The organism is Chloroherpetonaceae bacterium (assembly GCA_025056565.1).
In the GTDB taxonomy this organism is placed as follows: domain Bacteria; phylum Bacteroidota; class Chlorobiia; order Chlorobiales; family Thermochlorobacteraceae; genus Thermochlorobacter.
The window spans coordinates 1-12649 of sequence record JANWWA010000011.1 but is presented as its reverse complement, the minus strand read 5'-3'; the positions used below and the strand labels follow the sequence as shown (position 1 = coordinate 12649).

12 protein-coding genes are annotated in these 12649 nt (G+C 50.2%); 6 read left to right on the top strand and 6 right to left on the bottom strand.

The annotated features are described in order from the left end of the window. Positions 1-64: 64 nt before the first annotated feature. The 4 genes from NZM05_09090 to NZM05_09075 all read left to right on the top strand — a co-directional run bounded on the left by NZM05_09090 (position 65) and on the right by NZM05_09075 (position 5430). Positions 65-631, top strand: a complete 567-nt coding sequence (locus NZM05_09090) for a peroxiredoxin (GenBank protein ID MCS7013765.1) — start codon at positions 65-67, stop codon at positions 629-631. An 83-nt stretch (positions 632-714) separates the two neighbouring features. Next, positions 715-1314 carry a carboxymuconolactone decarboxylase family protein gene (locus NZM05_09085; protein MCS7013764.1) on the top strand — a complete coding sequence of 200 codons (600 nt, stop codon included), beginning with the start codon at positions 715-717 and terminating at the stop codon, positions 1312-1314. A 128-nt stretch (positions 1315-1442) separates the two neighbouring features. Then, positions 1443-4676, top strand: coding sequence for a PQQ-dependent sugar dehydrogenase (locus NZM05_09080; protein ID MCS7013763.1), 3234 nt, complete (start codon positions 1443-1445; stop codon positions 4674-4676). Positions 4677-4740: 64 nt separating this feature from the next. Continuing rightward, positions 4741-5430: a DUF4918 family protein gene (locus tag NZM05_09075; protein ID MCS7013762.1), complete on the top strand. Its 690-nt coding sequence runs from the start codon at positions 4741-4743 to the stop codon at positions 5428-5430. On the opposite strand, the gene NZM05_09070 is transcribed toward NZM05_09075, so the two are convergent. The 6 genes from NZM05_09070 to NZM05_09045 form a co-directional block, all read right to left on the bottom strand. Continuing rightward, entirely contained in the window at positions 5388-5813 is a 426-nt protein-coding gene (locus tag NZM05_09070) for a hypothetical protein (protein ID MCS7013761.1), read from the bottom strand. The genes NZM05_09075 and NZM05_09070 overlap by 43 nt on opposite strands. Beyond that, positions 5797-6780, bottom strand: coding sequence for a transketolase family protein (locus NZM05_09065; protein MCS7013760.1), 984 nt, complete (start codon positions 6778-6780; stop codon positions 5797-5799). The genes NZM05_09070 and NZM05_09065 overlap by 17 nt, the downstream gene beginning before the upstream one ends. Positions 6781-6909: 129 nt before the next feature. Next, positions 6910-7104 (bottom strand): DUF2283 domain-containing protein, encoded by a 195-nt coding sequence (locus tag NZM05_09060; protein ID MCS7013759.1) that lies wholly within the window; start codon positions 7102-7104, stop codon positions 6910-6912. A 385-nt stretch (positions 7105-7489) separates the two neighbouring features. Then, positions 7490-8593 (bottom strand): CapA family protein, encoded by a 1104-nt coding sequence (locus NZM05_09055; GenBank protein ID MCS7013758.1) that lies wholly within the window; start codon positions 8591-8593, stop codon positions 7490-7492. Positions 8594-8685: 92 nt separating this feature from the next. Next, complete coding sequence (locus tag NZM05_09050; GenBank protein MCS7013757.1) at positions 8686-9558, bottom strand: endonuclease/exonuclease/phosphatase family protein; 873 nt, start codon at positions 9556-9558, stop codon at positions 8686-8688. A 169-nt stretch (positions 9559-9727) separates the two neighbouring features. Further along, positions 9728-10090: a hypothetical protein gene (locus tag NZM05_09045; protein MCS7013756.1), complete on the bottom strand. Its 363-nt coding sequence runs from the start codon at positions 10088-10090 to the stop codon at positions 9728-9730. A gap of 209 nt (positions 10091-10299) precedes the next feature. Here NZM05_09045 and NZM05_09040 point away from each other — a divergent pair, with 209 nt between their 5' ends. Together NZM05_09040 and NZM05_09035 are read left to right on the top strand one after the other, a co-directional pair. Next, positions 10300-11346 (top strand): YihY/virulence factor BrkB family protein, encoded by a 1047-nt coding sequence (locus tag NZM05_09040; GenBank protein ID MCS7013755.1) that lies wholly within the window; start codon positions 10300-10302, stop codon positions 11344-11346. Continuing rightward, on the top strand, positions 11343-12649 hold a 1307-nt coding region (locus NZM05_09035), incomplete at its 3' end, for an alpha/beta hydrolase-fold protein (GenBank protein ID MCS7013754.1). The genes NZM05_09040 and NZM05_09035, both read left to right, overlap by 4 nt.

Sequence of the window (12649 nt, the reverse complement as noted above, 5' to 3'; positions counted from 1 at the left end):
GACATTCGTTCAAGCGTGCAGTAACAATCATCAATCTCAACTAAAACCATAAACCAAACAACGCATGCTGACAGTTGGAGATAAATTCCCTGAATTGGAGCTCGATGCAGTTGTCTCGCTCGAGAAAGGCAAAGAATTTGCCAAGATTCACACTGCAGACCACCGCAAACACGGCAAATGGATGGTGATGTTTTTCTGGCCGAAGGATTTCACCTTTGTTTGCCCAACGGAAATCAAAGGCTTCAATGACCGCTACGCCGATTTCCGAGACAACGATGCGGTGCTGTATGGCGCCAGTACCGACACTGCATTTGTGCATCTGGCTTGGCGCCGAAGCCATGAAGACCTGCATGACCTGCGCTTCCCAATGCTCTCTGACCATGGCAAGCATCTCAGCCGCGCATTAGGCATTCTCTATGGACCAGAAGAAGTGGCATTGCGTGCAACCTTCATCGTTGACCCTGCTGGTATCATTCAGTGGGTAAATGTGAATAACCTCGATGTCGGTCGCAATGTCGATGAAACCTTGCGCGTGCTGGAAGCTTTGCAGACAGGCGAGCTTTGCCCCTGCAACTGGAAAGAGGGCGAAAAGACGCTCAAGGTCGAAGGCGGTTCATTGGTAGAAGTCTGAGCAAAGCGGAGGACGACCTTGCGTCGTCCTCACTTGTTTTTTCGCAAAGTGTCGCAAAACGGCAAAAACCATTAAATCGTCAAATGGAAGAAACCCGAAAAGATTTGCTTGCTGATTTAGGCATCAGCGATGGTGCATTTGTGAGCCTAGACGCATATGTGAAAGGCGATTACAAGTATATCCGCGATTTGCGCATTAATTTGAAAAATGTGTTGGAGTCACCTTCGCTGGGTGGAAAGAAAAATGCCTACCTTTTAGCGCTGGCGGTCGCCGTCAATGAGCGCTGCACGCCGCTTATTCTTGCTTTCACTGAGCAAGCACGTAAGCACGGTGCCAGCGAAGCGGAAATTGCTGAGATGCACGCTATCGCATCGCTCCTTGCGACCAACAACGTGCTCTATCGCTTCCGACATTTCTCAGAAAATAAGGTCTATGAGCAAATGCCCGCAGGCATTAAGATGACTATTATGGCAAGACCTACAGTGCCAAAGGTCTTCTTTGAGCTGGTCTCGCTGGCGATTAGCGCGGTCAATGGCTGCGAGGTCTGCGTGAACAGCCATGAGAAGTCGGTGCGTGAGCACGGGGGCACGCAAGAGATGATTTTTGATGCGATTCGCTTGGCGGCTGTGGTGCGAGGCTTAGCAGTCAATATGCACGAAATTGAGCCTGCCGCTGCACTGTAACCACATGGCAATCGAGTAGGCAAAGGAAGGCGAGCCATTCTAAGCTCGCCTTTTGTTTTGCGGGGAGCGCTTCGATTTGACTGAGGCATCACTTATTTTCAATACACCACACAAAACGACAAACCAAAATGAAGCAGTTTGGAATATTAGCATTCGTTTTATTCTGCGGTGCGATGCGCTTAGAGGCGCAAGTAGGCTACACAGATGCTTTTCCCTCACTGCCAAATTTTTCTCTCCTGCTTGAAATGGTGCATGCAGGCGATGGTACCAATCGCCTTTTCGTGGTGGAAAAGATTGGACGCATACGGGTCTTTCAAAATCAAAGTGGGGTGTCCAGTTACAGCACGTTTCTGGACATTACTGACCGTGTGGTAACCAATGTAAATGCAGATGAGCGTGGGTTGTTGGGTCTGGCTTTTCACCCAAACTATGCGGCGAACCGATGGTTCTATGTCTATTACACACGCGATACGGTTATCAGTGGCGTGGGGACGAGAACCAAAATGATTGTGGCACGCTTTCAAGCCAGCAGCTCAAACCCAAATGTAGCCCTGCCAAATAGCGAATACCGCATCTTGCAGTTTGTGAAAAATCAAGTGCATACAAATCACAATGGCGGTAAAATTGCGTTTGGGCCTGATGGGTTGCTGTACATCTCAGTTGGGGATGGCGGTGGCGCAGGCGACCCACAAAACAACGCGCAAAATGTGAATAATCTCTTCGGCAAACTCCTGCGCATTGATGTCGAAGGCGATGACTTTCCAAGCGACAACGACCGAAACTTTCGCATTCCACCCACTAACCCATTTGCATCTGGCGGAGGTCGTCCAGAGATTTTTGCATGGGGTTTGCGCAATATGTGGAAATTTTGCATTGACAATATCGAAGGCATCATTGGCGGTGATGTAGGGCAAAATGCGCGCGAAGAAATTGACCGTGTGCACATCGGTGGAAACTACGGCTGGCGCTTTATGGAAGGCAACTTGCCATACAACATTCCCAACCCTGCAGATACCAACGGCTTGAACCTTGTGCCGCCAATTTATGTCTACCCGCACTCAGTGGGGCAATCTATAACAGGAGGCTATGTCTATCGCGGCGGCGCCTTGCCAGAGCAAGTGGGACGATACATCTACGGCGATTTTGTGTCAGGACGCGTCTGGTCACTGAATCTTGCCACGCTAACCAATACCCTGCTCTTTCAGGCAAGTGGCATTAACATCGCAAGTTTTGGCACAGACCAAAATAATGAGCTTTACTTTTTGGGCTTCAACACAGGCAGGATTTATCGCCTGACGAATACAGCATCGCCACCATCAGGCACGGCAGTGCCGGGCGTAGGAGTGTGGTCAGCACTGGGAAGTGGCGTAAATGGCACTGTGCGTGCGATTGCAGTTAGCGGAAATCAAGTGTTTGTTGGGGGCACTTTCACCGCAGCGGGAGGCACCCCTGCTCACAACATTGCACGATGGAGTCCCAATGAAGGGTGGGTAGCGCTGGGCAGTGGTGTGTCAGGTACAGTGAATGCGTTGGCGATTGACCAGAATGGTCATCTTTTAGTGGGCGGTGCTTTTACGCTGGCAGGCGGCACGGTGGTAAATAACATCGCACGCTGGGACGGGAGCACGTGGAGTGCACTGGGAACAGGCACAAATGGCTATGTCAGTGCAATTGCCGTTGCGCCAAATGGCGATGTGTTTGTCGGTGGGGCATTTAGTCAGGCAGGGGGCGTAACGGTTAATAACATTGCGCGTTGGAATGGTAGCACTTGGACGTCCCTCTCAAGCGGAATGAACAACGAGGTGCGGGCACTGGCTATCAATGCCAGCGGCGAACTCTTTGCAGGTGGCAACTTTACGCTGGCAGGTGGCACATCAGCCACCAACATTGCACGCTGGAATGGAACCAGTTGGAGTGCCTTGGGCACTGGTGTGAATGCCTTTGTGAATGCGATGACGATTCTGCAAAATGGTGATGTCGTTGCAGGGGGCATTTTCCTTAGTGCAGGTGGAACACCCGTAAACCGTATTGCACGCTGGAACGGGAGCACTTGGAGCCCACTGGGCGCAGGGGTGAGCGGAGTGGTCTTGGCACTGACATCCATTGGCAATACGCTTTACGCAGCAGGTGGATTTCTGACCGCCGAAGGACGCATTGTCAATCAAATTGCGCGTTGGAACGGAACCAGTTGGGAAGCACTGGGGCATAGCACAGTTGGAGCAAATGGTAACATCAATGCGCTAGCACTAAGCGGGCAAACGCTATTTGCAGGAGGTAGTGCAACGGCATTCGGCGGTATCTCCGCAAATGGTGTGGCACAGTTAGAGCTGCCAAATGTCGCCGAAGTGCGAGCCATAGCTACTGGCAACAGTTCTCACGTGTTTTTGGGCACAGGCTTGCAGATTGATTTTACAGGTGTCGCAAGTGATGGGTTCGTGAGTGTCGAGCGGTATGATTCACCGCCGCGCAACATAAGCGGTGTTCCGCAAGCGAATGTCAGCAGCTACCGTTTTCTCATCTCTCAAACAGGGCTGGGGACATTTAACGCCCTGCTGCGCTTCAATCGAAACGAGATTCCAAACAGCGGGATATGGCAACCCGCAACGGTGCGCGTGTATCGGCGACCAACGCCGAATACAGGGACATTTTCTGTATTGCCCAATGCATTTAACCCAAGTTTCCCGGATGAGGTGCGCGCCACTACGTCGGAATTTTCGGAATTCTCCTTAGGAGGCGATAGCGATAACCCATTACCTGTTGAACTGCTGTCATTCACAGGGCAGCGAACCACAAACGGGATTCAGCTTAGCTGGACAACGGCTTCAGAACTAAACAACGCAGGCTTTATCGTGATGCGCTCGAGCAGCACAAATCCGCAGCCAGTAGAAATTGCTTCGTATCGCACCATGCCAGAACTACGCGGCAGAGGCACAACCAGCAACCAAACCACCTACACATTGCTGGATAGAGCTGTCGAGACAGGACAATCTTACACCTATCGCCTGCGTAGTGTAGATTTAAATGGCGCTGTGCATGACTACCTGCGCACAGTTACGGTGGAGTGGCAGCGCTTGGAGGCAGAGCAAGAAGCACAAAAGGTTTATGACTATGCCTTGATGCAGAACTATCCAAATCCATTCAATCCGACCACCGTTATTCGCTTCACGATGCGGCAGGCGGGAAAAGCTACCCTGACGGTTACTGATGTGTTGGGTAGAGTCGTAAGCAGAATGACGCTGGACGCCGCAAGAGGTGAAAACCAAGTCCGCTTCAATGGTTCGGGCTTGCCGAGTGGACTATACTTCTATCAACTCACAACGCAGGGCTTTGCAGCGACAAGAAAAATGATGCTGGTAAAGTAGCCGCCCATACAAACCTGTGTTTTTTCCTATCTTTGCGCCACGACAGCAATAAAGCGATAAGCGAATGACCTTTGCGGAACGCGCAATTCAGTTTTTCTCTACGCTGGAGTTTGCGTTGCCACTGCCAGAAGGCGTTAGCGCAATGAACCCCTACAAAAATCCAGAAGTCATGCAAGTGGTCAGCACATTTTTCCAAAAGTTTTTTGGTGACGAAGAACGACGCGTCTTTGCCTTTGGCATCAATCCTGGGCGATTTGGGGGTGGTCTGACAGGCATTGCATTCACTGACCCGATTGCCCTGCAAAAATACTTGGGCATTCATAGCTCGCTTAAAGGACAGCGAGAGCCATCTTCGGTGTTCATCTACGATTTCATTGAAAGTATGGGGGGCGTAGAGGCGTTTTATGCTAAGTTCTACTTTACCTCGCTGTCGCCAATTGGGTTTGTGAAAGATGGCAAGAACTTCAACTTCTACGATAACCCAGATTTTGCAGAAGCCCTAAAACCCTTTATCCGAGAAAGCATTACACGCCAAATTGAATTTGGTGCAATAACCAAAGTAGCCATTTGCTTGGGCACAGGCGAAATTTACAAGTTCTTCAAGGCGCTCAATCACACGGAACGGTTCTTTGAGGATATTTTGCCTGTGGAGCATCCGCGTTTCATTGTGCAGTATAAGCGCAGTCGGATTGAGCATTACCTTAAAAAGTATCAAGAAGCATTTGAAGCAGCCTTAAAGATGTCAGAGTCATAAGGAGGAAGGATGCTGTTCTGGAAAGCTTCTTGTTCGAAGGGATTGCCGTAGTAAGCGTGCTTGCCAGAAAGCAGAGCCCAAAGTGAGGCAAGGAAGTAAGCGGGAATGAAAAAAATCCCGAGTCGTTCATATTGCTGAATGTGAATATGCTCGTGTAGGCGAGTAGCGCGAAGTGCCTCAGGAGTTTGTCCGAGAATGACATGTCCAATAGTCATAGCTGTAGCACACCAGAGTTTAAGCCACAGCGTAACCAGTCCGCCGCAGGTCTCCACCGCACCCTGAACAATCTGCACACGTCCGCCTGAGCAGAGCGCAAGAGACACAAAAAGCAAGCCCAGCGCTGTAGCCGGAAGCACCCAGAGGTATTTAAGCAGGCGTCTCATGAGGCAAAGTCGTTTTGCGTCTTAGAACTTTCTTAGCCTTTTCTACAATCTGTGCAGTCGTAAGTCCATACTTTTCAAGCAGCTCAGCAGGAGTGCCGGACTCGCCGAATTTATCCATCACTGCAACCATTTCTATTGGCACAGGAAAATGGCGCACAACGACATTTGCAACCGCATCACCAAGCCCACCGTTGATTTGATGCTCCTCAGCCGTTACAATCGCCCCTGTTTCCTTTGCAGCTTGGAGAACCGCTACCTCGTCAAGCGGTTTGATAGTGTGCATATTGAGCACGCGGGCGGAAATGCCTTCTGCCCAAAGTAGGTCAGCCGCTTGAAGTGCACGCCAGACCATCACGCCGCAAGCAATAATAGTCACATCGTTGCCACTTTGAAGTTCAATCGCTTTGCCAATTTCAAAAGGAGGGGAGTCATGCGAGAAGTCAGGCAATGCGGGTCGGCTGAAGCGCAGATAAACAGGCCCCTTGTGCTGAGCAATCGCATAGACAGCGCGCTTTGTTTCGCTGTAGTCGCACGGCACGACAACCGTCATATTCGGCAAAGAGCGCATCAGGGCAAGGTCTTCCAAGATTTGATGCGTGGCGCCATCTTCGCCCAGCGTCAGCCCAGAGTGCGAAGCACAGATTTTGACATTTGTTTCCGAGTAGCAAACTGACTGACGAATTTGGTCAAAACTGCGTCCTGCAGCGAAGTTGGCAAAAGTGCCCACAAAAGGAATTTTGCCCGAGAGGGCTAATCCCGCGCCAATTGAAATCATATTCGCTTCGGCAACCCCTGCATTGAAGAAGCGATGCGGAAAGGCTTGTGCAAACTTCTTCATATAGAGCGATTCAGTTAAGTCTGCGCAAAGTGCCACGATGCGTTCATCTTGCGCGCCGATTTCCAAAAGCGCTTCACCGAAGCCTGCGCGGGTAGCTTTGTCGCCCCGTGATAGATATTGAATGCGCATAATGGTGCATGAAAGCGTTGAAAAAATCAAAGATACAAAATAATGGACTGGCACGCACTTCTACCTCACCCCCGACTCCTCTCCTTACAAAGTTTGCTCACAAGCAAAAACAGGGTAGGGTCAGTGAGGTTACACCGTCTCCAACAGCACCTGCCAAAGCGCATCAGGGCTGCGCTCACTCACCCTCAAAATCTCAATGCCCACTACCTGTCTCTTGCGATTGTAGTCGAGAATAATCCCATCACTGACTTCCTCCGAATCTACAATTTCCGACTCATCCAAGCGCAAATACAGCGCATCGTCTTTGTGCACGATGAGTTTCATTTGACCCTTCTATCAAAAAAGAGCGTGATTGTGGCGATGCATTCGGATTGACAATCACCCTCAGCCACCGATGCTCAAAGGCTTCAATGCGTTTGAGATAATGCACATTTCCACTTGAATCAGCAAGAACTTCAACCCGCTCTGGCGCTTCAAGCGTTGTGGCAATCCAAGCGGCCTCAATGCGGCGTTCTCGCATCTGAGACTGGGCATGCTTGGTAAGCTCAAAGCCTGCTATCGTTATTCGCTGCCTGAATCACTTTTTGCGGTTGCGACCTGCCTCACCTCACCCCCGCCCCCTCTCCTTGTAAGGGAGAGGGGAGCAAGCATAGTCCCTCTCCTTCCAGAGGGAGAGGTTAAGGAGGTTTTTAAGAGCCAGCTAAGCCTTTCAAGGGAAAGTATAGGGCAAGGGTTTAAAGAGTGTATCGGACTTCTGAAACCGCGCTTCGATGTCGTGCTGCATCGTGCGCATATCTGTAACTACGCTGGCTGGCAAGAGCTTTGCTGTTTCACCCTTGCACCATGCAGCCAAAGGTAAAATCACACGCGTGCGTGGTGTGCCTGATGAGGCCTTAGCTGCACGCTTTGTAAGGTGCACATAGGTGAGCACATACTCCGTATTCCGAAGATGCACCGTGCCCGCTGAGTCCTTTTCCAGTGTCAGATAGACGATAATCCCCATCGGTCGGGGCAACTGTCGCTGATTGGAGAGAAAATTTCCCATTGAGTAAATGATGAAACACTCAGTTGGCGTGCCGTTGCGGGAAACCGTCACACGCTCAGTGGGCTGAACTACATGTGGATGAGAGCCTAAAATATAATCTACGCCTGCTTCGAAAAGCCAGCGCGCCATCTTACGCTGAGAATCGCGGGGCATCAATTCGTATTCATATCCCCAGTGTAGCGAAAGCAGAATCTTATCGGGACGCAGGCTATCGGGCAAGCTGCGCAACCATGAAATGTCAGCCTTGATATGCGTGGTGTCGTAAAGATTGAGCATCGCACGGTGTGAAGCAGGGATGGTGTCGTTGGAAAAGGTCGTGTAAGCCAGCCAGCCTAACTTGATGCCGCGAATGTTGAACAAAGCAGGCTTTGCACGAAGGCTGTCGCTACGACTGGTGCCAGTGTGGAGAATGCCCAAGCTATCTAGCACATCAAGGGTGCGGATAATGCCGATAGTGTTGCGGTCGTAAGCGTGGTTGTTGGCGGTGGTGAGAAAGCTAAAGCCAGCACGCTTCGCTGCTAGCGAAAATTCGTCTGGCGTGTTGAAGCGAGGATAGCCTGTAAAAACTTGCGCTTTGCCAGCGTGAACCGTTTCAAGATTGCCGGTTGCAATATCTGCTTTTGTGAGAAAGGGCGCAATCAAGGCGTAGCAGGTGTCGAAAGAGTAAGTGCCATTATGGTAAGCCTCTTTAAGTTGCGGCTCATGGCACATAAGGTCGCCCACTGCGGCAATCACAGCACGCGATTGTGCCTGTGCTGCAGTGCTCATTCCAAGAAAGCAGAAAAGAGCTACAGCAGAAAGAAAAGTGTAAAAATGAGATAAAAGGTGCATCTGACACAGTGGTTGATTTGCGCGCAAACTTAATCCTTCAGGCGAAATTCGCCGAACACAGGGTAGTGATCAGAGAAAGTAAATTCCTTGATAACCTCATAGCGCTCAACTTCCCAGTGATGAGAGAAAAGAATGTAATCGAGTGTTCGGTTGGGCAAGCCAGTTGGGTAGGTGTAGAAGGCTTCGGAATCTTCGTGCTTCACCATCTGTAAGCCAGCTTCAGCAAGAATCTCGAACGTGCGGTCATTCTTGTAGCTATTGACATCATTGTCGCCAGCTGGGAAACCGGTCTGGCGGCAGCCGGGAGGTACGGTGTTAAAGTCGCCCATAAAGAGAATCGGCACATCACCGTGTTTTTTGACCTCAGCTGCAATGCTACGCGCTTGGTCTTGCCGATCGCGTGGATTGAACGGATGCAAGTGCGTGTTGCCAATCCAAACTACCTGACCATTGAAAACAAAAGGCGCAAGCGTAAAGCCACAAGCCGCCAGAAATGCAACGCGCCCAGGCAAGAGGTAATTAATTTGCGTTTGTCCAATCTTTTGAAGTTGCGACAGGAGTAAGTTCTCATAGCGGAACGCTGCAAAACCCACCCCATGCGCAATCACAGAGCGGTAGCCAGCAATAAGCCGATAGTGGTCACGCTGGCGGTATTTGCGAAAGAGCCGGTCACCGAAACCTAAAATGCCGCTGAAGACTTCCTGCAAACCAACCACATCATACTCGTGGCGGTGTTGATGCAACCACTCGGCGATAAAGTAAGTGTAAGCACGGGTATCATGCAGCAGCTCAATGCGCTCTGCTTCGTCCAAAGAGGCTTGTGCCAAAAGGTAAGGAAGTTTTGGTCCTCTGCCACGATGCGTGTTGATAGAAATACAGCGAATGGTTTGACGCTCCTGCATAGAAGCGCGCAAAACGTTGCGCTTGGCAATAGTGGTTCAAAAGCCGCGCAAATATACGCACATCTGCTGGCTCGCCTGAACTATAAAGTGCAGCCTGCGCATTAAATTTTTGTTAAACACACGTAGGGCAACTCCCACGCAAGGTGGCATATAGATGTCGGCACGCCACTTACTGAATGATGGGGAGCTTGAAGTCAATACCGTGCAAGGCGGCAATCTTGGTGATAATCTCCTCAATCATTGCAACGCGGTCGACACTGTCAGCTTTGAGTTTGGTGTAATTGTCTAGATATGCTTTGCGGCGGACGGCTTCATACTCAGCAAGTTGCGCTTCGTATTGAGCAATCGCTTCATCAATGCTAAGGTGAGCAGGTTTGTAAAACTTCGGGCGGTCTCGATCCCAAATCGCATCGCCTTCCTTTGCGACCATTTGGGCATAGCGCAGAGTAATGTCAAAAAGCTCATTAATCTGGGTGCGCAGGTTCTGCCAATCTTGGGCAGTAACGGTAGTCATTTTAGCGGGCGTTTCCATAGTTCCTGTCTTTACAGTTTAGCGTTTGCAAGAGTTGAACGGCGTGTGTGAAACTACAACATTATGCAGCCAATCGCAAGTTACATCTTCGTTAAAACTGGGTGCGGCAAGTGCGCCACAGTGGCTTGATACGTCAAAGAACTTTAATAATGAAGGTTTCGTATTTGGAGCATAGCATCTAACTTTGCAACACCAACTGGGAGCGCGAAATGAAAAAAGTGCTGCGCATTGCTAGAATCTTTGTCAAAAAACTGGATCAAGACGACTGCTTAGGATTGGCGGCGGAAATGGCCTATAACCTTGCGCTGGCAATTGTGCCAGCGATTTTGCTCTTTGTCAGCTTGATGAGCTTGATTCAATCTCCGAAAACAGCATTGCTGATTTCCGACCTTGTGGGAGCGGTCTTGCCGAAAGAAGTCTATCAGCCTATTGACCAAACAATTGACCGAGTGCTGGCAGAACGGCGAGAAGGTATCTTCACCGTCAGTCTCATCTTCTCGTTCTTCTCAACCGCTGCCGTCTTTACGACTGTAATGAAAGCAATGGAACGCATCTACAATATGAAGCTGGAATACAGCTTCGTGCGCCGTCAGTTGGTTGCAGCAGAGTTGGTCTTGCTGGTTAGCTTAGCGTTAGGCATCGTGTTCAGCCTCATTCTCTTTGGGGCGGAGCTGGAGAAAATGCTCGAAAAGCAATTCAGGCTGCGCTGGCTGGGACATCTGGTAGAGTGGACGCGCTTCCCAATTGCTTTTCTGGTTATGACACTTTCTGCACTGCTTGTCTACAAGTTCTCGCTCAGAATTGGACAAAGGCTGAGCCATGTCTTGCCCGGCGCAACGCTGATGGCCACACTATGGATTGTAGTGTGCCTCTGGTATGGCGATTACCTGAAATATCAATACTATGGACAAGGTTATACGGTGCTGGCAAAAAGCTTGGCAACGCTGGTCTGGCTCTACATCAATTCGCTGATTTTCCTCATTGGGGCAGAAGTGAACTGGCTCTTTTATAGCGGCACCATTGGTAAAACGAGGTCAGAGCCAGCGAGAACCATCGCTGAACCCCAAAAAGCAGAAACAAAGTCAGACCGAGTGGAAGCGGCAGAACCTGTGCCCATAATGCTACCCGAGGATGCCCTACCGCTAAATCGAGTTGACTTGCCGCTTCCTGCAACCAAACCGCCGCAAGAGATAGCCACTGAAAAAATCATCTCAGAACACACAGCGCAATCACAAGTGCCACATCGCAAGGAATGAGCAAGTATCTTGGAATACTGACGCTGGCAGCGATGCTGTTACTTTGCGCACATTCCCCACGCGCGCAAACCAATGCGTCAGGGGAAGTCGCCATCTCGCTCAGCGGAGAGTGGCGCATTACATTCGGATTTTATGCTGCCAGTAGCGAAGCGCTCTTGCCAGCTTACAGCGATTCCAACTGGCTCAGGGTGCCCGTGCCAGCCTTCTGGAACGACTATGAAGTCTTACGCGGCTTTTCTGGGCTAGCGCTTTACCGAAAAACCGTTTTGGTGCCAAAGACAGCAGCGGGCAAGCCCCTCTACCTGCTACTTGGTCGCATCAATAGCATTGATGAAGCCTACTTCAACGGCAAACTGATTGGTAAAACAGGCGATGTAAAAAATCCTGCAGATGGCGAACTGCGCGTCTATCTTATTCCTGATTCGCTCATTCAATATGATAAGCCTAACACACTGGCGGTGCGCGTGTTCTGCAATAATCTCGATGGAGGCATTTATGCAGGAGGTGGAAAAGATAAAAAGCAGCTAGGCATCTACACGAAAACTGCGCTGCGCAGCGTCTTAGGACAGCCAGCTACGCTTGCAGCCGACAGCATTGCGCGTCTCATTCGTCGCACTGTGGAGGTGATGGATACGATGCTGATTTCGCGACAGCCCGAAGCGTATATGAGCCTTGTCTCCGAGCGATATTTCAACAACGGCACAAGCTACACAGAACAAAAACTGTTTGCGCAAACCATCACGCAGCGTTTAGCGGGTGCGCGCATCACCTACCACGATTTTCAAGTCTATCAAGTCTCCAAAGATGTGGTAGTGGCGGACTATGATTCTGAGATTGAGTGGCAGAATCGATCCAATTACCTCGGTCACGATGAACGATACTTCCAGCTTCAGAATGGAAAATGGTTGGAAATCGGCAATCAGTCGCGCTTTTTTGATTTGGAAATCAATTCGGCCTATATGCGGCGAAAGATGACGGTGAGCGTCTATTTGCCACCATCGTTTCTTAGAGAAAGGCGGCGGCTGTATCCTGCACTGTATCTGCTGCACCCACAGGGCGGCTCAACGATGATTTGGCGCGAGATTGAGCTAGACCGCTTGCTGGATTCACTCATCGCAAAAAAGAAAATCGTAGAAATGGTGGTCGTGATGCCCAGCGAACATCAGTCGTATTATGTCAATTCAAAGGATGGAAAGCGAGCATTTGAAAACTTTTTCTTGGAAGAGCTGCCCGACTTAGTGGAAGAAGATTATCGCGTAGCGCGGAGGCGAGAAGCAAGAGCCATTTCAGGCGTCTCGTGGGG